At 67.7% G+C, this 21,412-nt stretch carries 19 protein-coding genes; 8 read left to right on the forward strand and 11 right to left on the reverse strand.

What is annotated here, in order from left to right; genetic code table 11:
* The first annotated feature begins 228 nt into the window (after positions 1–228).
* The 3 genes from AB7878_RS11000 (at position 229) to AB7878_RS11010 (ending at position 5,675) form a co-directional block, all read left to right on the forward strand.
* A complete protein-coding gene (locus AB7878_RS11000; RefSeq protein WP_369494409.1) occupies positions 229–435 on the forward strand; it encodes a hypothetical protein in 207 nt (68 codons plus the stop codon).
* A gap of 177 nt (positions 436–612) precedes the next feature.
* Positions 613–3,252, forward strand: a complete 2,640-nt coding sequence (mgtA, locus tag AB7878_RS11005; protein WP_369494410.1) for a magnesium-translocating P-type ATPase — start codon at positions 613–615, stop codon at positions 3,250–3,252.
* Positions 3,253–4,007: 755 nt separating this feature from the next.
* Complete coding sequence (locus tag AB7878_RS11010) at positions 4,008–5,675, forward strand: Na/Pi cotransporter family protein (protein WP_369494411.1); 1,668 nt, start codon at positions 4,008–4,010, stop codon at positions 5,673–5,675.
* 3 nt (positions 5,676–5,678) lie between these two features.
* Here AB7878_RS11010 and AB7878_RS11015 read toward each other — a convergent pair whose 3' ends face one another.
* The 3 genes from AB7878_RS11015 to AB7878_RS11025 form a co-directional block, all read right to left on the reverse strand.
* Positions 5,679–6,599 carry a hypothetical protein gene (locus AB7878_RS11015; RefSeq protein ID WP_369494412.1) on the reverse strand — a complete coding sequence of 307 codons (921 nt, stop codon included), beginning with the start codon at positions 6,597–6,599 and terminating at the stop codon, positions 5,679–5,681.
* Positions 6,600–6,702: 103 nt separating this feature from the next.
* A complete protein-coding gene (locus AB7878_RS11020; RefSeq protein ID WP_369494413.1) occupies positions 6,703–7,323 on the reverse strand; it encodes a DedA family protein in 621 nt (206 codons plus the stop codon).
* Positions 7,324–7,384: 61 nt separating this feature from the next.
* Positions 7,385–9,184 carry a DNA primase gene (locus tag AB7878_RS11025; protein ID WP_369494414.1) on the reverse strand — a complete coding sequence of 600 codons (1,800 nt, stop codon included), beginning with the start codon at positions 9,182–9,184 and terminating at the stop codon, positions 7,385–7,387.
* A gap of 172 nt (positions 9,185–9,356) precedes the next feature.
* Between AB7878_RS11025 and AB7878_RS11030 the strand changes: the two genes are divergently transcribed.
* Positions 9,357–9,971, forward strand: a complete 615-nt coding sequence (locus AB7878_RS11030) for a GNAT family N-acetyltransferase (protein ID WP_369494415.1) — start codon at positions 9,357–9,359, stop codon at positions 9,969–9,971.
* 89 nt (positions 9,972–10,060) lie between these two features.
* Entirely contained in the window at positions 10,061–10,336 is a 276-nt protein-coding gene (locus AB7878_RS11035; protein ID WP_369494416.1) for a hypothetical protein, read from the forward strand.
* Here the strand turns inward: AB7878_RS11035 and AB7878_RS11040 are convergent.
* Positions 10,333–10,779: a GatB/YqeY domain-containing protein gene (locus AB7878_RS11040; RefSeq protein WP_369494417.1), complete on the reverse strand. Its 447-nt coding sequence runs from the start codon at positions 10,777–10,779 to the stop codon at positions 10,333–10,335. The two genes, AB7878_RS11035 and AB7878_RS11040, sit on opposite strands and share 4 nt — an antisense overlap.
* 183 nt (positions 10,780–10,962) lie before the next feature.
* On the reverse strand, positions 10,963–11,178 hold the full coding sequence (gene rpsU, locus AB7878_RS11045; RefSeq protein ID WP_077483322.1) for a 30S ribosomal protein S21: 216 nt from the start codon (positions 11,176–11,178) through the stop codon (positions 10,963–10,965).
* Positions 11,179–11,308: 130 nt separating this feature from the next.
* On the opposite strand from rpsU, the gene tsaD reads away from it, so the two are divergent.
* Positions 11,309–12,331, forward strand: coding sequence for a tRNA (adenosine(37)-N6)-threonylcarbamoyltransferase complex transferase subunit TsaD (gene tsaD, locus AB7878_RS11050; RefSeq protein WP_369495756.1), 1,023 nt, complete (start codon positions 11,309–11,311; stop codon positions 12,329–12,331).
* A 90-nt stretch (positions 12,332–12,421) separates the two neighbouring features.
* On the opposite strand, the gene AB7878_RS11055 is transcribed toward tsaD, so the two are convergent.
* The 3 genes from AB7878_RS11055 to AB7878_RS11065 all read right to left on the reverse strand — a co-directional run bounded on the left by AB7878_RS11055 (position 12,422) and on the right by AB7878_RS11065 (position 15,118).
* Positions 12,422–13,141, reverse strand: coding sequence for a pseudouridine synthase (locus AB7878_RS11055; RefSeq protein ID WP_369494418.1), 720 nt, complete (start codon positions 13,139–13,141; stop codon positions 12,422–12,424).
* Positions 13,142–13,235: 94 nt separating this feature from the next.
* Positions 13,236–14,015, reverse strand: coding sequence for an ABC transporter permease (locus AB7878_RS11060; RefSeq protein ID WP_369494419.1), 780 nt, complete (start codon positions 14,013–14,015; stop codon positions 13,236–13,238).
* A gap of 158 nt (positions 14,016–14,173) precedes the next feature.
* Entirely contained in the window at positions 14,174–15,118 is a 945-nt protein-coding gene (locus AB7878_RS11065) for an ABC transporter ATP-binding protein (RefSeq protein ID WP_369494420.1), read from the reverse strand.
* A gap of 95 nt (positions 15,119–15,213) precedes the next feature.
* On the opposite strand from AB7878_RS11065, the gene AB7878_RS11070 reads away from it, so the two are divergent.
* Positions 15,214–15,960 (forward strand): ferredoxin--NADP reductase, encoded by a 747-nt coding sequence (locus tag AB7878_RS11070; RefSeq protein WP_369494421.1) that lies wholly within the window; start codon positions 15,214–15,216, stop codon positions 15,958–15,960.
* A 296-nt stretch (positions 15,961–16,256) separates the two neighbouring features.
* Complete coding sequence (locus AB7878_RS11075; protein ID WP_369494422.1) at positions 16,257–16,619, forward strand: fimbrial protein; 363 nt, start codon at positions 16,257–16,259, stop codon at positions 16,617–16,619.
* Positions 16,620–16,699: 80 nt separating this feature from the next.
* Here AB7878_RS11075 and AB7878_RS11080 read toward each other — a convergent pair whose 3' ends face one another.
* From AB7878_RS11080 to AB7878_RS11090, 3 genes are all read right to left on the reverse strand, one after another.
* On the reverse strand, positions 16,700–17,578 hold the full coding sequence (locus AB7878_RS11080) for a fimbrial protein (protein WP_369494423.1): 879 nt from the start codon (positions 17,576–17,578) through the stop codon (positions 16,700–16,702).
* Positions 17,579–17,808: 230 nt separating this feature from the next.
* Positions 17,809–20,517, reverse strand: a complete 2,709-nt coding sequence (locus AB7878_RS11085) for a fimbria/pilus outer membrane usher protein (RefSeq protein WP_369494424.1) — start codon at positions 20,515–20,517, stop codon at positions 17,809–17,811.
* Between the two features lie 71 nt (positions 20,518–20,588).
* On the reverse strand, positions 20,589–21,332 hold the full coding sequence (locus tag AB7878_RS11090; protein ID WP_369494425.1) for a fimbrial biogenesis chaperone: 744 nt from the start codon (positions 21,330–21,332) through the stop codon (positions 20,589–20,591).
* Positions 21,333–21,412 lie beyond the last annotated feature (80 nt).

A 21,412-nucleotide genomic window follows, 5' to 3' on the forward strand; every position in this document is an offset into this window, starting at 1 on the left:
CGGGTCGCGCGATGTGTCATTTTCGCCGGCATCCTGTCCTGACTAACCAAGGCATATGGACGTTTACCCTAGTCGCAACGTCGACATCCGCTCGCATCGGGTGCCGGCAATGCATAACAAGCTGAACGCCTGCGGCAGCCGCCAGCGGTCGGCCGGTCCTTTCCTCGACTAGGAAACGCCGGCCCATCCCCCGACGGCGCCGTGCGCCGTAACCGAGGAGATGGGCCCATGAAGCTCCTTCGCGATTTTCTCCGCCTGCGGACTCCCCGCCGCAGCCTGTTCGCCGTACGCCGCGATGCGCGGCGGCGTGTCTTCGTCGTGACCGTGCCGGCACCGCTGGCCGCCCCGTCCGTCGAGCCGCCGCGCCACGTCGAGGCGCGCGCCGTCGCGCCGTTGTCGTCGCCGCGTCATCTGCAACTGGCATCCAGTCACTGATGCATGCCTGTGCGCCCCGCAAGTACTGGCCTCCGCCAGTGCGGCGGAGGCGCGGTTTGTGTCCGGCGGTCCGCGTGACCGCCGCCAGCAGCACTGCGGACGTTCCGCCCAGTTAGAGCCGGCTGCGCGCCGGTACGCTGCCGCGGCGCGGATCCAGACAAGGAACGGTAGCGACCCATGAGCAAGTCCTTCTCCCGCCCGACCGTCAAGGCCGCGGCCCCCGTCCCGACGCAGGTGCTCGCGGCGCAGGAGGCGTTTCGCGACAACGAGGCCTTGCTGGCCGCGCTCGAGACTTCCGTCCATGGCCTGGACGAGGAGCGCATCACCGAGCGCCTGCATCGCGATGGTCCGAACGAGGTTTCGCACGAGAAGCCGCCGCACTGGTCGCTGCAACTGCTGCGCGCGTTCAAGAACCCGTTCATCATCGTGTTGCTGGTGCTGGCCGGCGTGCAGCTGTTCACCGACGACAGCGACCTCACCGGGCCCATCATCATCGCGGTGATGGTGGGCATCAGCGTGCTCTTGAGCTTCACCCAGGAATACCGTTCCTCGCGCGCCGCCGAGAAGCTCAAGGCGATGGTGCGCAACACCGCCACGGTGACGCGACAGGCCTCCGACGGCCACAGCGAGCAGATCGAAGTGCCGGTGGGCGAACTGGTCGTCGGCGACATCGTGCACCTGGGCGCGGGCGACATGGTGCCCGCGGACCTGCGCCTGCTCTCGGCGAAGGACCTGTTCATCAGCCAGGCGATCCTCACCGGCGAGTCGCTACCGGTGGAGAAGGTCGCGCCCGCGCACGCGCACGGCGAGGGTGCGACCGGCAATCCGCTGGATCTGCCCACGATCGGCTACATGGGCACCAACGTGATCTCCGGCACCGCCAGCGCGGTGGTGGTGGCCACCGGTGCGCGCAGCTACCTCGGCTCGCTGGCGCACAGCATGACCGGCCAGCGCGTGCAGACCAGCTTCGACCGCGGCGTGAACTCGGTGAGCTGGCTGCTGATCCGCTTCATGGCGGTGATGGTGCCGATCGTGTTCCTCATCAACGGCCTCGACAAGCACAACTGGACCGAGGCCTTCCTGTTCGCGCTGTCGGTGGCGGTGGGCCTCACCCCGGAGATGCTGCCGCTGATCGTCACCGCGAACCTCGCCAAGGGCGCGCTGGCGATGTCCAAGCGCAAGGTGGTGGTGAAGCGGCTCAACGCGATCCAGAACTTCGGCGCGATGGACGTGCTGTGCACCGACAAGACCGGCACGCTCACGCTGGACAAGATCGTGCTGGAGCGCCACCTCGACCTCGACGGCGAGGAGAGCGACGAGGCGCTGGAATACGGCTACCTCAACAGCCGCTTCCAGACCGGGCTGAAGAACCTGATGGACAAGGCGGTGCTGGCGCATCGCGACCTGGAGCCGACCGCGGCGCGCTACCGCGTAGTGGACGAGATCCCGTTCGACTTCCAGCGCCGGCGCATGTCGGTGGTGGTGGCGAACGGCGGCAACGAGCACCTCTTGATCTGCAAGGGCGCGGTGGAGGAGATGCTGGCGATCTGTGCGTACGCGCAGGTCGGCGGCACGGTCGAGGCCATGACCGACGAGCGCCGCCGCGAGATCAAGGCGATGACGCACCGGCTCAACGAGGACGGTCTGCGCGTGCTGGTGGTGGCGGTGCGCCGCGAGCCGGCCGCCGAACGTGCTTGGAGCGTGGCCGACGAGAGCGGGCTCACCGCGGTGGGCTGCCTCGCCTTCCTCGATCCGCCGAAGGATTCGGCCGCCACCGCGATCGCCGCGCTGCACGCGCACGGCGTCGAGGTGAAGGTGATCACCGGCGACAATGAGGCGGTGACGCGCAAGATCTGCCGCGAGGTGGGGCTGGACGTCACTCATTCGGTGCAGGGCCGCGACATCGAGTCGCTGGACGAGGCCGCATTGGACGAGCTGGTGAAGCGCACCACGGTATTCGCGAAGATGTCGCCGCTGCAGAAGGCCAGCGTGGTGCGCTCGCTGCAGCGCCAGGGCCACACCGTCGGCTTCCTCGGCGACGGCATCAACGATGCGCCGGCGCTGCACGACGCCGACGTGGGCATCTCGGTGGACACCGCCACCGACATCGCCAAGGAGTCGGCCGACATCATCCTCTTGGAGAAGAACCTGATGGTGCTGGAGGAGGGCGTGCTGGAAGGGCGCGTCACCTTCGGCAACATCATCAAGTACATCAAGATGACCGCCAGCTCGAACTTCGGCAACATGTTCAGCGTGCTGGTGGCGAGCGCGTTCCTGCCGTTCCTGCCGATGCTGCCGCTGCAGATCCTGGTGCTGAACCTGCTGTACGACATCTCGCAGCTGTCGATCCCGTTCGACCGCATGGACGAGGAATACCTCAGCCGGCCGCGCAAGTGGGACGCCAGCGATATCGGCCGCTTCATGGTGTGGATCGGCCCGGTCAGCTCGATCTTCGACATGACCACGTTCTGGCTGATGTGGCACGTGTTCGGCGCGAACGGGCCGGAGCACCAGGCGCTGTTCCAGTCCGGCTGGTTCATCGAGAGCCTGCTCACGCAGACCCTGATTGTGCACATGATCCGCACCCGGCGCATCCCGTTCCTGCAGAGTGCGGCGGCGGCGCCGGTGCTGGGACTCACCACCGCGATCATCATCATCGGCATGGTGATTCCGTACACCGGCCTCGGCGCGAAGATCGGCATGCTGCCGCTGCCGGGCGTGTACTTCGCCTGGGTGGCGGCCACGGTACTTACCTACTGCGCGCTGACGCAGCTGGTGAAGCTGATCTACATCCGCCGCTACGGGCGCTGGCTATAACGCTGGTTTGCGCCCCGCCCGCTTGCGGGACTCGACGTTCTTCCTCTCCCCCAACGGCTCCATCGTTGGGGGAGAGGGTTGGAGTGAGGGGGACTCTTGCTTCTGCGCTTGCACGCGCGTCAAAGCGGTTTCGTGCGCCTGTTGGCGCCCGAGCTACTTTCTCTTTGCTTGCCCAAAGAGAAAGTAGCCAAAGAGAAACGGCACCCCGCGGCGGCGCTTTCCGTCCATCCCTGGACGGCAAGTCCGTGAGCCGTGGCCGGGCTTTTCGAGCGGGCTCCTGCCCGCGCGAAAAGGCGAGTCCATCCATGGACTCGCCCGCTGCGCGGCCTGGTCGTCCACGTCTCACCGCCGCCGAGGGGACCCCGGAAAAGCGGGCGCGCATCGTGCGCGCCAGAAGCAACAGCAAAAGCAGAGCGCCGCCCGTTGCGGGGGCTCTTGCTCTTCCAAAAAGTGCGCGCTGGGAGCGCGCTGCTCTACCCGGGGCCCCTATGGCGCGGCGGGCGGGTGGAGGAAAGTCCGCAGGATGGCTCGCAGGGATGCGAGCCAGTTTTCCGCCGGTACATGGATGTGCCGTCGGAAAACCCCGTAACCCGCCCGCGTACCCGCAGGGCAGGATGCCCGGAGGGCGCGCCATCGGGGTGGCCTCTCTTGGGGTTACTTTTCTCTGGCCACGCAGAGAAAAGTAACTCGGGCCGCGACAGCGGCTCGAAACTAACTTGAACCATGCGTAAGCATCAAAGAACCCGGAGCACGTCATGAAAGGAACCCTGGTCCTGCTGGACATCGCGGGCTATGTGGCCCTGCTGTTGTGGGGAACCCACATGGTCACCAGTGGCGTATTGCGTGGCTTCGGCAGCGCGCTGCGCCGCTGGCTGGGCCGTTACCTCGGCCATCGTGCCGCTGCATTCTGTTTCGGTCTGGGCATGACCGCGCTGCTGCAGAGCAGTACCGCCACCGGCATGATGGCCACCTCGTTCGCGGCGAACGGTTTCCTCGGCCTGGTGCCGGGGCTGGTGGTGATGCTGGGCGCGAACGTGGGCAGCACCCTGGTGGTGCAGCTGCTGTCGTTCGACATCGCACTGGTGGCGCCGGTGCTGGTGCTGCTCGGCTTCGTGGTGTACCGGCGCAGCGACGACGCGCGCTTCGAGAATCTGGGCCGCTGCGCGATCGGCCTGGGGCTGATGCTGCTGGCGCTGCACATGCTGGTGGTGTCGATGGCGCCGGTGGAGGACACGGCGCTGCTGCGCACCGCGCTGCACAGCCTCGCCGGTGAGCCGGTGCTGGCCCTGCTGGTGGCGGCGCTGCTCACCTGGGCCTGCCATTCCAGCGTGGCGGTGGTGCTGCTGATCGCCTCGCTGGCCACCGCGCACGTGATCGATGCGCAGGGCGCGCTGGCGCTGGTGCTGGGCGCGAACCTGGGCGGCACCTTGCCGGCGCTGTTCGACGCGAATACACCGGTGGCGCGTCGCCTGCCGCTGGGCAACCTGCTGGTGCGCGGCTTCGGCTGCGTGGTCTGCCTGCCGCTGCTGCATCCGCTGAGCGGATGGCTGGCGCATCTGGGCGACTCGCCGGCGCGCATCGCGGTGAATTTCCACACCGGCTTCAACCTCGCGCTGGCGTTGCTGTTCGTGCTGCCGGTGCAGCGGCTGGCGCGGTTGCTGGTGCGCCTGTTGCCCGAGCCGCCGCAGCCGGCCGATGCCGGCGTGCCGCAGTACCTGGACGAGGGCGCGCTGGATGCCGCCAACGTGGCGCTGGCGAACGCCGCACGCGAGGCCATGCGCATGGCCGACATGGTGGAGAAGATGCTGAAGGGCCTGGTCGAGGTGTTCGGCAAGGACGATCGCGCCCGCGCCGCCGCGATCAGCGGCAGGGACGCGATCCTCGACCGGCTCGGCGTGGCGATCCGCGAATACCTCGCCGAGCTGGGCAACGAGGCGCTGAACGCCGAGGATGGCGAGCGCAGCCAGGAGATCCTGGGCTTCGTGATCAACGTCGAGCACATCGGCGACATCGCCGCGAACAACCTGATGGACTTCGCCGCGAAGAAGGCCGAGCGCGGCCAGGACTTCAGCGCCGACGACATCCAGGATCTCGCGCGCATGCACGCGCAGGTGATGGAGAGCCTGCAGCTGGCGTGGGCGGTGTTCCTGCGCAGCGACCGGCGCGCGGCGCAGCAGCTGGTGGCGCGCAAGGAAGTGCTGTGGCGGCTGGAGAACGAGATCTCCGAGCGGCATATCCGCGCGCTGCGCGAGCGTCGCGACGACGGCGGCGCGGGCGACGTCTACCTGCGCATCCTGCGCGACTTGAAGCGCATCCACTCGCACCTGGCTGCGCTGGCCTATCCGGTACTGGAACGTGCCGGCCTGCTGCAGGACCGGCTGCGTGCGCCCGCGCAGGCCGGTGCAGGCGATGGGACGGGCTGAGGCTCAGCCCGCGGGGCGCACGTCCAGCGTCATCGCGTGGAAGTCCAGCGTCACCACGCTGTGCGCGAAGATCGGGTTGCCCACGGTGGCCTCGAACAGGCCGTCGGGCTGGTGCACCGGGTTCTTGCCGTGCCCAGCGAAGTAGACCGTGGGGTCGTCGCCCAGCAGGCGGTGGCCGTCGAAGCCCAGGCTTCGGGCCGTCGAGGCCAGCATCTCGACGCCGCCATCGGTGAAGTCGAACAGCTTGGGCGTGCCCTGCTTGTGCAGACCCAGCTTGGCCAGCGCGGCGTCGTAGATCACCATCGTGCCGGTGTACATGGTGTCGATCTGCGCGTGCACTGGGTGACCGTCCACGTCGAACGGCCCGCCCACCACGATGGGCGGCCCATAGTGCCCGAAGTGGATCAGCTGCAGCGTGCCGGGAGCGTGCCCCGCCGGAGCATCGGATGCTATCGGCGCGGAGATCCGCAGCAGATGGTGCGGGTAGTCGATCTGCAGGATGCGGTCTTTCAGTGCGGTATAAGCCAGCGTGCCGTCGGCCGGCAGGCGGACGGGGCCGAAACTCGCGGGGCCGACCACGGCGAAATGGACCGGGAGCTGCGTCGCGCCCAGTGTGAGCACGTGATGGCCACCGTCCTTGAAGCCGGGGACGGGTTTGCCGTTGCTCAGCACGGGCTTGGGCTGCCACTGCATCGTCTTCGCGGCGTCGGCCAGCATCATCGAGTCGATGTCGCCGGTATCCAACGCCAGCGTATGCGGCGCGCCGCCGTCGATGCTGGCCTGGAAACAGATCATGCCGTGGCAATCGTGGAACGGCACCGTGGCGGCAAAGCGTGGCGATTCGTCGGCGGCCGCGGCCTGGGCCGGCATGGCCGGCAGCAGGGCGACGAGGCAGGCAAGGGCGAGCAGAGCCTTTCCGGACATGGGCGGAACTCCTGCGTGGGGACGCATGCAGTTCAACCTGCAGGCCATGCAGTCACCAGTGCGGGAAGTCATCGGCCGGGATGTGTCCGCGATGCCGCGGCGTTCAGTTGTCCCGGCTGATGCGTTGACGGCGGTAGCGCCACCACAGCCACCCCAGGCACAGCAGCGCGAGGCTGAACAGCGCCCACATGCTGTTCTGGCCGCGCTGCATCCACTTCATCAGCCACACGTGGTTGTCGGCGCCGAAATAGCCCAGGTACACCCACACCGGCACGCTGATCAGCGCGGCGATGGCGTCGATCAGCAGGAAGCGCAGCAGCGACACCCGCCGCGTGGCGCCGGCGGAGAGGTAGATGGTGGTGCGCATGCCGGGCAGGAAGCGGGCGACGAACAGCACGCGGTTGCCGTAGCGCGCGAACTTGTGCTGTACCACCTCGAAGCGTTCCGGGGGGAGCGCGCGGGCGATCCAGCGCCATTTCAGCATGGCCTCGCCGTAGCGGCGGCCGAGCAGGAACACGGTGGCGTCGCCCAGCAGCACGCCGACCATGCACAGCGCAAACATCAGGTGCACGTTCGCGTAGCCCAGCCCGGCGATCACGCCGCCGGCGACCAGGGTGACGTCTTCCGGCAGCGGCAGGCCGAGGCCGCAGATCGTCAGCGCGATCCACACCGCGGCGTAGCCGTTCTCGGCGAAGATCGTGATCAGTCGTTCAAGCAGATCCATCGGCGTCCCTGCGGCGCGTGTGCGGGGATGATCCCACATTAGATATGACGGACGGCATCACTCAGTCCGGTGTGGCCGCGGGCCGCACGCGCGCGGCCAGCAGTTCGCGCAGTTCGGCCTTCTCGGCGTCGGCCAACGGGCCGCTGCGCATCTTCGCGTGCAGTGTCTCGCGGCGCAGCGCCACGGCCTGCTCGTCCATGCGCCGCAGGGCGTCCATGAATTCGGTGCGTTGTGCCTCCGGCTCGCCCACCACCGCGGCGGCCATCAGCTTCTGCAGCGCGGGGTATTCCGGGCGTTCGGCGAAGTGCTCCACCAGCGTCGCCGGATTGATGCCGGGGCGGCTGCGCGCCAGGTCCAGCAACTCGGCGAGCAGGCCCACGCCGGGCTTGTCCAGGTTGAGGAAGCGGTAGGGCTTCTCCACTTGGTCGGCCATGCCGGGCTGGGCCAGCAGCAGCGCGATGGCACTGCGCACCAGCGAGCGCTGCGCGGCCGTCGGCCGCTGCACGGCGCGATGTGCGGCGGGATCCGCCGCGAGGCGCGCGCTGGCGCCGCTGCGCTTTTCCAGCTCCTGCGCCATCAGGTCGCGGAACGCGCCGTCCGGCAGCCGGGCGATCAGCGGACGGGCGCGTTCGGCGAGCCGCGCACGGCCGTCGAGACTGACCATGTCCACGTCGCGCGCCAGTTCGTCGAAGAAATAGTCGGACAGCGGCGTGGCGTTTTTCAGGCGCTGCTCGAACCCGGCCTTGCCTTCCTTGCGCACCAGCGTATCCGGATCCTCGCCCTCGGGCAGGAACAGGAAGTAGGCCTGGCGTCCGTCGCGCAGCCGCGGCAGCGCGGCGTCCAGCGCCTTCCACGCCGCCGCGCGGCCGGCGCGGTCACCGTCGAAGCAGAACACCACGTCCGGCGAGGCACGGAACAGCAGCTCGGTGTGCTCGGGCGTGGTGGCGGTGCCAAGTGTGGCCACCGCGATCGGCAGGCCGGCCTGGTGCAGCGCGATCACGTCCATGTAGCCCTCCACCACCACGATGCGCTGCAGGTTCGCGTTGGCCTGCTTCACCTGCCACAGGGCGAACAGCTCGCGGCCCTTGTGGAACAGCGGCGTTTCGGGCGAGTTGAGGTATTTCGGGGAGCTTTTTTCAGGAGTGCGGGCAGGGATGCCCGCTTCTTGATCTTCGCGCGAAGGACTCGCGCTCGAAGAACCGCTGAGCACCCTTCCACCGAACGCGATCACCCGCCCGCGCCGGTCGAGGATCGGAAACATCAGCCGTTCGCGGAAGCGGTCGTACTTGCTGCCGCGCTCGCCGGTGGAAACCATGCCCGCTTCGGTGAGCAGTTCCATCCGCCGCGGCGTGTTGCCCAGCGCCTTGATCACGCCGTCATAGCCGGCGGGTGCCCAGCCGAGGCGGAAGCGCGCGATGGTGTCGGCGTCCAGCCCCCGTTTCTTGCAATACGCCTGCGCCTCGGCGTTCTTCGGCAACTGTTCCTGGTACCAGCCGGTGCTGGCGTCGAGCAGGGCGTAGAGGTCGGTCTTGTCCTCGCGCGGGCGCTCGTCGCGGCCGCCTTCGCGCGGCACGGTGAGGCCCACCGACTGCGCCAGCTCCTCCACCGCGTCGGGAAACTCCAGCCGCTCGTAGTCCATCAGGAACTTGATCGCGCTGCCGTGCGCGCCGCAGCCGAAGCAGTGGAAGAACTGCTTGGCGGGGCTGACGTAGAACGAGGGCGTGCGTTCGTCGTGGAACGGGCAGCAGGCGGTGTGTTCGCGGCCGGCCTTCTTCAACGGCACGCGCCGCTCGATCACGTCGACGATGTCGACGCGGGCAAGCAGTTCGTCGATGAAGCTGTCGGGAATCAGGCCGCGCATGGTCCCCGTAGTTTAGAGGGTCGATCCTTCACGGGGGCGAATCGGCCAGCAGGGGTGGCAGGCCGGCCAATCCGCCGGCCGACGGCCGGTGGTGGCCGAGCCGCTGGTTAGCATGCATGGGGCTACGGCAGGGGTGGCAACGATGACGGATGGTTCGGGAGTGCGCTTTCGCATGGCCACGGCGCAGGACGCGGCGGCCGCGGTGCCGCTGATCCACAGCTCCGGCCCCGCCGCATTCGACTACGTGTTCGCGCTGCCGGGGCGCGGCGACGCCCAGGCCTTCCTGCGACGCGCCTTCGTCGATGGCGCCGGCGAATTCGGCTGGCGCAACCACGTGGTGGGCGAGCTGGAGGGCGTGGTGGTGGCGGTGGGCGCTGGATTCGGCGGCGAGGCGGCGCTCAAGTTCGCGCTGGCGGCGGCGCGGCAGATCCTCGCGCATTACGGGCTGCGCCACGCGGCGGGGGTGATCGCGCGCGGGCTGCGCGTGGAGCGGGTGATCCCGCCGCCTGCGCGCGGCATGCACTACCTCGCCCACCTCGGCGTATCACCGGCCCTGCGCGGGCAGGGCATCGGGCGGGCGCTGATCGAGGAACTGGTCCGGCGCGGCAGGCAGGCGGGTCACCGGCGCATGGTGCTGGACGTGGCCGCGAGCAATCCGCGGGCGCAGGCGCTGTACGAGCGGCTGGGTTTTGCGGTGACGAGCGAGCGACGCTCCGCGCTGGCCAATGTGCAGGGCGCGGTGCCGGATCACCGGCGGATGGAGCGGATGGCGACCGAGGAGGCATGAGGCTGCCGCTTGCGGCACGTCGGCATCCCCGGCAAGCTGCCGCGGCGGCAGACTCGGGGGAGCAGGCGATGCTGTTGACGGTGATGCGGATGCAGCGGCAGCGTGTGATCGTGCGCGCGTTCGAGCAGGCCGGCGCGGTCACGGCGGAGGACGCACGCAGCGCGGAGCAGCTAGGCCTGTCGGTGAGTTTCGCGTGGCAGCAACTGGCCAGCCTCGCCGTGCTGCGCAGCCCAGCGTCAGGGCGCTGGTTTCTGGATCGTGCGAACTGGCGGAGGCTGTGCCGACGCAGGTGTGCGCTGGCCGCGGCCGTGGTGGCCGGCCTGCTGCTGGTGCTGGTGTTCGCGTACTCGATGAGCTGGCGCTAGCCCGCCAGCTTCGCCTTGATGCGTGCCGAGACCTGGGCCATGTCGGCACGGCCGGCGGCCTGTTCCTTCACGGCGGCCATCACCTTGCCCATGTCGCGCGGCGAGCTGGCGCCGGTGGCGGCGATGGCCTGGGCGATCAGTGCGTCCAGTTCGGCCGGATCGAGCTGGGCGGGCAGGTAGGCCTCGATCACGACCATCTCGGCGCGCTCCACGTCGGCCAGGTCCTCGCGGCCGGCGGCGGCGTACTGGCTCACCGAATCGCGGCGCTGCTTGAGCATCTTCTCCAGCACGGCCAGGGTCTGGGCGTCGTCCAGCTCGATCCGCTCGTCCACCTCGCGCTGCTTGATCGCCGCCAGCACCAGCCGGATCACGCCGAGGCGTTGCTTGTCGCCGCCGCGCATGGCGGCCTTCATGTCGTCGGTGAGCTGCTGCTTGAGCGTCATGGCGGGCGTTCCGGGTGGCGGTAAAGGGATTTTACGGAAACGACAAAGCCGGCGTTGCCTTGCGGCAACACCGGCTTTCGAATCCGGATGCGGGCGGTGGCTGCGAGAGATCGCGCCAGCCGCGTTTCCTGCATGCGCGGCGTGAAGACGCCGCTATCCGCCGCCGGGCGACGGAGCGGAAACTCAGTACAGCCGGGTCTTGCGCGAGACGTCGCGCGACAGGCGGCGCAGGTGGCGCTTCACCGCGGCGGCACGCTTGCGCTTGCGCTCCTGGGTGGGCTTTTCGTAGAACTCGCGCTTGCGAGTCTCGGCCAGGACACCGGCCTTCTCGCAGGTACGCTTGAAACGACGCAGCGCGATTTCGAACGGCTCGTTCTCGCGGACTTTGACGTTGGGCATGGATACTCCGGGTGGTAATCTGTCCCGCTTCCGGGACTGTTGAATACGGCGAGCCGCGAAGTATACCGTGCCTGACGAGCAATTTTCAAAGCCGACCCCCACCCCCCGCCTGCCCGTGATCGGCAAGCCGGTGCTGGGCATCGAGTCCTCCTGCGACGAGACCGGCGTGGCGATCCTGCGCTGGCAGCCGGAGGCGCCGGGCCAAGGCCTGCTGGCCCACGCCCTGTACAGCCAGGTCAAGCTGCATGCCGACTACGGCGGCGTGGTGCCGGAACTGGCCAGCCGCGACCATGTGCGCAAGCTCCTGCCGCTGGCGCGCGAGGCGCTGAAGCAGGCCGGGCTGACCCCGGCCGACCTGGGCGGGGTGGCGTATACCGCGGGCCCCGGCCTGGTCGGGGCGCTGCTGGTGGGGGCGGCGGCCGGGCGGGCGCTGGCTTGGGCGCTGGGCGTGCCGGCCATCGGGGTACACCACATGGAAGGCCACCTGCTGGCGCCGCTGCTGGAGGACGACCCGCCGAAGCCGCCGTTCGTGGCCTTGCTGGTCTCCGGCGGGCATTCCATGCTGGTCGAGGTGAAGGCGATCGGGCAGTACCGCATCCTGGGCGACACCCTGGACGACGCCGCCGGCGAGGCCTTCGACAAGACCGCCAAGCTGATGGGCCTGCCGTACCCCGGCGGCCCGGCGCTGGCCAAGCTGGCCGAGCAGGGTCGGGCGGGCGGGTTCCGCTTCTCGCGGCCGATGACCGACCGGCCCGGGCTGGATTTCAGCTTCTCCGGGCTCAAGACGCAGGTGCTGCTGGCCTGGCAGCACTCCGACCAGAGCGGGCAGACCCGCGCCGACATCGCCCGCGGCTTCGAGGAGGCGATCGTCGACACCTTGCTGATCAAGTGCCGCCGCGCGCTGCAAGCCACCGGCACCCATAGCCTGGTGATCGCCGGCGGCGTGGGCGCGAACCGCCGCCTGCGCGCGGAACTGGCCGCGGCGGGCGAAAAGGACGGCTTCCGCACCTATTTCCCACGGCTGGCGTTCTGCACCGACAACGGCGCGATGATCGCGCTGGCTGGCGCGATCCGGCTGGCCGCGGGCCAGCATCAGGATGAGTCGGTGCAGGTCCATCCGCGCTGGGACCTGCAGAGCCTGCCAGCGGCATAGCAGGATTCTGTAGGAGCGGCTTCAGCCGCGATGTTTTCCGCCGACCTCAAAAGCATCGCGGCTGAAGCCGCTCCTGCAAAGGCAGCAACCTCACCACTGCGTGCGGCCGGGCAGCAGGCCCTTCAGCTCCGCGTCGGTGAGGTTGCGCCACTGGCCCGGCTTCAGATGCCCGAGTTTCACGTTGTCGATGCGCACGCGGCGCAGCTGGGTGACGCGGTAGCCGAACGCGGCCGCCATCAGGCGGATCTGCCGGTTCAGACCCTGGGTGAGCACGATGCCAAAGCCGAACTTCGCGATCTTGCGCGTGCGGCAGGGCTTGGTCATCTGGCCGTGGATGCGCACGCCCTTGGCCATGCCGGCGAGGAATTCGTCGGTGACGGTCTTGTTCACGCCGACCAGGTATTCCTTCTCGTGGTGGTTCTCTGCGCGCAGGATCTCGTTGACGATGTCGCCGTTGCTGGTGAGCAGGATCAATCCCTCGGAGTCCTTGTCGAGTCTCCCGATCGGGAAGATGCGCTGCGCGTGGTCGACGAAGTCCACGATGTTGCCGGCCACGGTCTGGTCGGTGGTGCAGGTGATGCCCACCGGCTTGTTCAGCGCGATGTAGACCGCCTTCTTCGCGGCCGGCGTGGCGGCGAGGATGCGCGCCTTGACCAGCTCGCCGTCCACGCGCACCTCGTCGCCTTCCAGCGCCTTGGCGCCGGTGCCCACGACTTCGCCGTTGATGGTGACGCGGCCGGCGATCAGCCATTCGTCCGCTTCGCGGCGCGAGCACAGGCCGGCTTCGCTGATGTACTTGTTGACGCGCATTTTCGAATCTCGATGTAGGAGCGCACCCTGTGCGCGAGCTTTTCCAGGTGTCAGCCAGGAGCATCGCGCACAGGGTGCGCTCCTACAGGTATGGTCATGACCGCAGCCCCACGCCGCGCTTCAGCAACTGCAGCGCGAACGCGGCGAGCGCCACCACGAAGCCCAGCATCACCACGAACGCCACGCCCACGTGTACGTCGCTGATGCCGAGCACGCCGTAGCGGAACGCATTGACCATGTACAGGATGGGGTTGATCCGCGAGATCGCCTGCCACGGCTCGCCCAGCATCTGGATCGAATAGAACACGCCGCCGAGGTAGGTGAGCGGGGTGAGGATGAAGGTGGGCACCAGCGCGATGTCGTCGAACTTCTTCGCGTACACCGCGTTGACGAAGCCGGCCAGCGAGAAGATCACCGCGCCCAGCAGCACCGAGGCGAAGGTGATGATCGGGTGCGCGATGTGCAGCGAGGTGAAGAACAGCGCGATGCCGAGCACCAGCACGCCCACCGCGAGGCCGCGCGCCACCGCGCCGGTCACGTAGCCGGTGAGGATCACCCAGTTCGGCATCGGCGACACCAGCATCTCCTCCACCGCACGGCTGAACTTGGCGCCGAAGAACGAGCTGGAGATGTTGCCGTAGCTGTTCGTGATGATGCTCATCATCACCAGCCCCGGCACGATGTACTGCATGTAGGTGTAGCCGCCCTGGATCGTGCCGATGCGGCTGCCGATCAGCTTGCCGAAGATCACGAAGTACAGCGTCATGGTAATCGCGGGCGGGATCAGCGTCTGCGTCCAGATGCGCAGGATGCGCACGATCTCGCGGCGCACGATGGTGTTGAGGGCGACCAGGTTGGCGGCGGTGTTGCTCATGCTTGTGCTCTTGGCTCCCTCTCCCCCGGCTGCGCCGGGGGAGAGGGTTGGGGTGAGGGGGGTCTTTGCTTGTGCTTTTCGCGGGGTGAAAGAGCGAAAAGCTGCCCCCTCACCCCAACCCTCTCCCCAACGGCGTTGGGGGAGAGGGGGTATTCGCGTCACGCGGCTCGCACCTGCCCGTCGCGGCCTTGTTCCACCAGCCGCACGAACAGTTCCTCCAGCCGGTTGGTCTTGTTGCGCATCGAGGTCACCATGACGCCGTGCGCGGTGAGCGCCGCGAACAGCGAGTTGAGGTCGTGGGTGCGCGCCATCTCCGCCTCCAGCGTGTGCTCGTCCACGCGGCGCAGCGCCACGCCGGGCAGCGTGGGCAGGCCGTCCGGCATATGGGCCACGTCGAGCACGAAGGCCTCCACGTCCAGCGTGGCGAGCAGGCGCTTCATGCTGGTGTTCTCGATGATCGTGCCGTGGTCGATGATCGCGATGTTGCGGCACAGCTGCTCGGCTTCCTCCAGGTAATGCGTGGTGAGGATCACCGTGGTGCCGGCCGCGTTGATGCCGCTGATGAAATGCCACATCGAGCGGCGGATCTCGATGTCCACGCCGGCGGTGGGTTCGTCGAGGATCAGCAGCTTCGGCTCGTTCATCATCGCGCGGGCGATCATCAGGCGTCGCTTCATGCCGCCGGAGAGCATGCGCGCCTGGTGCTGCGCCTTGTCCCACAGGCGCAGTTCCTTCAGGTATTTCTCCGCGCGCTCGGCGGCGATCTTCCGCGGAATGCCGTAGAAGCCCGCCTCGTTGACGCAAATGTCGAACGGCTTCTCGAACTGGTTGAAGTTGATCTCCTGCGGCACCAGGCCGATCAGCTTCATCGCCTCGTTGCGCTGCCGGTTCACCGACACGCCGAACACCTGCGCGTCGCCGCCGCTGGAGTTCACCAGCGAGGAGAGGATGCCGATCAGGGTGGACTTGCCGGCGCCGTTGGGGCCGAGCAGGGCGAAGAAGTCGCCGGGCTGCACGGTCAGCGAGATGCCCTTGAGGGCCTCCACGCCGTTGCCGTAGGTCTTGCGCAGATTGTCGACGACGAGCGCGGGAACGGGGCTCATGGGCTGCATCGGAAGGGGCGAGCCTCTTATTATAGCGGGCCAACCTACGCCGCCCGGCACCGCCGGACGCACGCACTGTTTCCGGAATCCGCTCCATGGCCGACCATTTCCAGCTACGCCTCGTCGACAGCCGCATGCTGGCGCCCACCGTGCGCCACCTCGCGTTCGAACGCGTGGACGGCCAGCCGCTGGCCTTCGTGCCGGGGCAGTTCCTGCAGATCCACTTCCATTACGACGACGGCACGCCGACCAAGCGCAGCTACTCGGTCGGCACGGTGGGAGACGGCGCCTCGCCGGTGCAACGCGTCGAGATCGCGGTGAGCTACGTGGACGGCGGCGCGGCGACGAAGCTGCTCGGCGAGCTGCCGATCGGCGGAATCATCGACGCCAGCGGCCCCTACGGCCGTTTCTGCCTGCAGGCCGGCGACGTGCACCCGCGCTACCTGCTGCTCGCCACCGGCACCGGCGTCACCCCGTACCGCGCGATGCTGCCGCAGATCGAGCAGCTGCTGGCCAAGGGCGGCCGCGAAGTGGTGCTGCTGTACGGCGCGCGCAACGAGACCGAGCTGCTCTACGGCGAGGAATTCGAGGCTTTCGCCCGGAGCCACCCCGGCTTCACCTTCCACGGCTGCCTCAGCCGCCAGCCGCGCGCGGTGCCGCGCGCCTCCGACCGCAGCGGCCACGTACAGGCCGTGCTGGCCGAGCTTGCCCCGCACGAAGGCCGCGACATCGCCTACCTCTGCGGCAACCCCAACATGGTTGATGCCGCCTTCGCCGCGCTGAAGGAATGCGGCCTGCCGGTGCCGCAGATACGGCGGGAGAAGTACGTGTCGTCGCGGTAGGCATGGTCGTGTCGGGGTGCCGAGCGTTTCCTGATGGCCGGACTGCCTTGCTCATCGTGCATGGCCTGCGTGACCTTCAGGTTTGTTGCCCCGGCGTCGATAAGTCGCTGGCAGACGCAGACAGTGCTTTCACCGCCAATTCGCTATACAGGGTGGCCGCGAATCGGTCGCCGTCAAAAGTGTGATGTTCCTCACATTTCCCGAGGTGGGGCCGACGAACGCCATCAAGTCCAAGGAGGAGGCGCCGATGGGCCTCCCAAGGCACGCAATTTCTCGCGTGCCAGGCGAGGTGGATCATGCGCGCTCGGTATCGCTGGATGGTCGGTTCGCTCATGGCGCTGGCGATGTCGAGCGCGTGGGCGGCGGGTGCGGATGGGCGGATCACCTTCACAGGCGCAGTGGTGGAGCCGACCTGCACCATCGACTCGGCGCCGGTCGAATCGGTTGATGCGCAGCCGTGGCAGGCCGGGCAGGCACCAAGTCACCGATCCTGCGGCCGGACCGCGGTCGACCTCGGACGCAGCTATTCGCGCACGGTGGTTGCGCTTGATGCAGCAAGCGCCGCTGACGACCGCCTGCTCGCGTACTTCGTCAGTTATGCACCGCAGGCCGCCAAGGGTGGCACGGCGGCGAAGCTGGTGGTCCGTACCTACGATTGATGCGGTGCAGTCGACGGTCGATGCCTTGGGCAGCGTGTCTCAATGAAGCATCGTGATGGTTTACGGCTCGAGCGTGGTCTTCATTTGTAGGAGACGATGAACGTGACCGTGGCGTTGACGCTGCCGCTACCGGTCGTTCCCGTAGCGTAGTACTGCGCGTAGTAGGGGATGGACAAGAGCCCGTTCGGCGTGGCGCCTATGGATTGGGCTGTGCCGAAACTCACGGCGGTCGTACCGTCACCCAGTAGCAACCGCACGCCGACATTGGACGCGTAACCGGCACCTTTGGGTGCGATCACGCCAGGGTAGCTGCTGCCGTAGGGGTTGGTCGTATTCATGGTGATTGTGACTGACGCGCCGGCATAGCAGGTGAGGTTGATCTTGAATGCCGTGGTACCGCTGGTGGCTCCACTGTTGGGCAGGGAGCTGGTGGTCACGGTCGGCAGTGTCACGGTGAGGTTTTGCGAGTCGGTGTTCACGCTGCACGCGCTCATGATCACGGTGACCGGATTCAAAGTCAGCGATGCATAGGTGGATGAGCTGTTCGAATAGCCAGACGAATAGTTTTCGAACGTCAGCAGCTGGCTCGGTGAGGTGACAATGCCGGGTTGCATGGGCTGACCGGTTGCGATCAGTTGTGCCGTGAAGGTCGCTGGCGCGGTAGTTGTCCCCCAATTGATGGTATTCAGAGTGTCCCCGCTTCCAGTCAATTGGGTTGGCGAGTTGGTCAGCAGCAGCGCGACGCCTGAAAGATTGGTCGCGTATACCAATCCGCCATAAGCAGAGGTGGGCGTTACCGAGGCCGCGAAGACGCCCTGTATGGAGATGCTCGGATAGTGCGTTGTGCACCCTAGCCACCAGCAGTACCACGCTAATGGGACGATGGGGCCAGTGGAACTGTTGAGGCGGAAGTATTGCCAAGGATTGTCGCTGCCGGACGACGGGCAATTGAAATTCATGCTGGCCGTCCCTGCACTGCCGAGTGGTGTTCCTGGTGCAACGCTGGGGTTCGTGATAGTGACGGCTGGGATTGAGAGAGTTGCCGGCGTCGCGTTGCATGGCATGGCCCATTGCTGGGCGTGAACCCGGGTCGATGGGCAATAGAAGATCAGCACCAAGATGCATGCGCAGAACAGTCGTCCTGTCCTGGACGGCAGCAGACGAGCGACTTGTATGGAGCGGATGGACATCAGGAGCCCTTTTCGTTGTCGGCGCCTGCGTGTTGTGCGACGCAGACTGCATTCAGACTCTCGAAGTGGCTGGCGTGGCGATCAGTTTTGCCTAACTGCTCCGCCACATAGGGGAACGAACAGGCTTGTGGCTTGTCGAGGTTGTCCTGCCAGCGAACGGTCAGGTTGCCGGACCGGCCAACGCCACGCACCAGGATCTGTCCCGCCTGGCCCACCACACCCAAAACTTTTCCTTTCTCGTTGGATACCTCTGCACCGAATGGTAGCGGCTCGCCATTCGGAGTGTGGGCTTGCACGATGATCGTGCGGCCGCTTTCGGTCTTGAACTTCACCATCACCACCGCCCCCGCGCGCGGTGCCACCTGGGCGCTGGTGTTGTCCAGTTGCACGTCCAGCGGCAGGCCGGTGGGATCGATCTCGATGGTGTTGAGCTGGTAGGGGGTGAGATAGGGCACCAGCGCGTAGCCGGCGTGATTCACGGTGACGCCGATCGCGTTGCCGATGCGCGCCCCGGCGGCGTCGGGCGCCTGCACGATGGCTATGGTGTCGCCCAGGCTCTGCCCGAAGCTGATCCCGCCGGGATACGCCACGATGCTGCCTGCCGCGCCCAGCGAAGCCTGCGAATATCCGCTGCCCGTGCCGAAACCGGCATTGAGCTCGATGTGGCTGCCGCGGTAGCCGGCGTTGGCGTTGGCGGTACTGCCGGCGGCGCCGTTGCTGCCGCTGTCGTGGGCCAGGGTGGCGCCGTAGCTGAAGCGGTTGTCGGCGCCGGCGGTGCCGCTCAGCGTGGCCTGCGCCTGGTTGCCGCCGACGCTGTCGTGGCTGAGGCCGGCGTTCAGGCTGGGGCTGTGCGGGCCGACACCCAGCGGGATGTTGAGGTTGAGCATGAAGCGGTTGTCGTTGCGGCCGAACAGGTCGCGCTCGCGACTGGCCGACACGGTGTAGCTCATGCGGCCCAACGAGTTGTTGTAGCCCATCTGGTACTGCGTATCGCGGCCCTGGCGGTTCCAGTAGTCGCGGGTCGAGCCGCTCACATACAGCGAGCCGCCATGCTTGCCCAGCGGCTGACTGAGGGTGAGGGTGAAGTTGTTGCGCTGGCGATCCACCCCGGCCGGTGCGAACAGCTTGTTCGGGTCGAGGCCCGCCAAGGCCGCCTGCTGCTCGGGGGTGAGTAGACTGGAGACCGGCACGCCATTGATGGTCGGCGTCGGCGTCGGCCCGTTGGCGAACACCGGCAGGTTGCGCTGCGCGTAGTCGCGCGCGCGCATCGCGTCGCCCAGCGAGAGGTAGCCGCTGGTGGAGTAGCGGTAGGCGGCCACGGTGAGCGCGGTGCCGGTTTCCGCCAGGGTTTTGCTGTAGCTCAGCCGCACGCTCTGGCCGGACATCGTGTCCATGCCGGGGATCCGCGTGCGCGCCGTGGTCACGTCCAGGGCGAACGCGCCGTAGCGCGTGTTCAGCGCAGCGCCCGCCAGCAGCTCGCCATAACCCGTAGCGCCTGCGGCCCCGGCGTAGCCGGTCACGAGATTGGTGAAACCGTGCTGCACGGTGGCCTGCACCACGCCGGGCTTGTGCATGATCGTGGTCTCGCGCAACTGGCCCGCGGCCACGCTGAAGCGCGTGGTGCCCGGGCGCAGCAGTTGCGGCACCGAGGCATACGGCACGGCGAAGCTGTGCACGCGGCCGCTGGCTTCGGTCACGCTCACTTCCAGGTCACCGCCATAGCCGGTGGCGTAGAGGTCGTTGATGGTGAACGGGCCGGGCGCCACCGTGGTCTGGTAGATCATCATGCCGTTCTGGCGCACCACGACCTTGGCATTGCTCTCGGCCACGCCGCGCACCGTCGGCGCATAACCGCGCTGGGACTGCGGCAGCATGCGGTCGTCGGTGGCGAGCTGCACACCGCGCAGGCCGAAGCTGTCGAACACCTCGCCGCTGGTGAAGCTGTCGCCCACGGTGAGTTGGGCGTGCAATGTTGGGATGTCGCGCTGGGCGTAGGTGGCGATGTTCTGCCAGCGATGGCTGGCGCGCACATTGCCCGTGCCCGACTGCCAGTTCAGCGCGGAATCGTGGCGCAGGTGCCAGCGGCCCAGGTTCACTCCCGCGTCGAGACCCAGGTAGGACGAGGCCTGCGACTGTCCGCCGCTGTTCGTGCGATAGCTGTTGAAGCGGTAGTTGAGCAGGCCGGCATTGACGCCCGAGTCCCAGTACTTCGGGTCGACATAACCGCGCGCTTCGAGCCCCAGGTAGGCCTGCGGCACGCTGGCATTCAGGCGCAGGTCGGCCATGTCGAAATCGAGGCTGGCGCCGGGAATCAGTTTGCCAAACTCGACGCAGCCGGTGCCGCTGGCCAATGCGGCTTCCGTGTCGGTCGGCAGCTTGGCGGGATGCAGGCCCAGCCGGTCGAGCAGGTCCCGCGTCATGCAGGGTATGGCGCTGGCCTCTGGCGTGGGCGCGGCGAAGCGCACATTGCTGCGGCCGACCGCGCGGTCGTTGAGATAGATGTCGACGCTGTAGTTGCCCGCGGGCACGAAGTTGCCGCGCTCGAAACGGGACAGGTCGGTGGTGTTCTGGCCGGCGCCCGAAAGCATGCTGCGATCGAAACTGGCGTCGATGGACGCTTCCGCGTTCGTGGCGCTGGCGTTCGCGCCGGGGCCGATCGCCGCCGCGATGGCGTGGCCGCCCCAGCCGCACAGGGCCAGCCCGATCATGGCCGACAACAGCCGTTGGCGAGCACTGCGCTCGCCACGGCTTGCCATGCGGATGCTGGCCGCCACGGGATTCACGGCGAGACCGTGCCCTTGAACGCGGTGCTGCCACCGAAATCGTTGATGACGGTGTAGTCGATGGCGCTGCCGGCGCTCGGTGCGCTGTGCAAGCCCTTCACCGTCAGGCGCAGCGAAGCCATCGGCGCCACCATGCCGCCGTCGGCGGTGTAGCTGGAAGCGCCGACGTGCAGGGTGAGCTGGCTGATGGTGATGTAGTACGGCGTGGGGTTGCGCACTTCCAGCGCGTCGGCGGCGCCGTCGGTCATCGCCTTCCAGCCGAGCTGCTCACCCGCGGTGAGCGGATTGCCGGCCAGTTTGGCCGGGCGGAAAAACAGCTTCAGCCGCGAACGCACCGCGAACTGCAGCGTGTTCTGGCCCTCGCCCGGCTTGGTGCTGGGCTTGGGCGGAATCTCCAGCACGTTCAGCCAGTACAGCGACTCGCGATCGGTCGGCAAGGGCTGGCCGGTGTAGATGATGCGCAGGCTCTGGCCCTTGCCCGGATTCATGCGCGCCAGCGGTGGCGTGACCAGGAATGGCACCTTCGACGTGTCGGGGGTGGAGTCGGGGTCGCCGGCGTCGATCCAGGCCTCGACCAGCGCGGGCTGGGTGCCTTCGTTGGTGAGGCGCACCGTGGTCTCGCCCGCCGCGGCCGGAAACACCACGCGCGTGCCGGCGATCACCACGCTGGCGTGGGCTGGGTTGATGCTGGCGGCGAGCGCTATCAAGGCTGCGCCGGTGGCGCAAAGCAGGGTTTTCATCGGGGTATTCCGTTCCGGACAGGGGTGCGGAGGACGGTATCAAAGACCGTGCTGCAGCCGGATGCTTCCGGCTGCAGCAC

It is taken from the genome of Rhodanobacter humi, from assembly GCF_041107455.1.
GTDB lineage: Bacteria > Pseudomonadota > Gammaproteobacteria > Xanthomonadales > Rhodanobacteraceae > Rhodanobacter_A.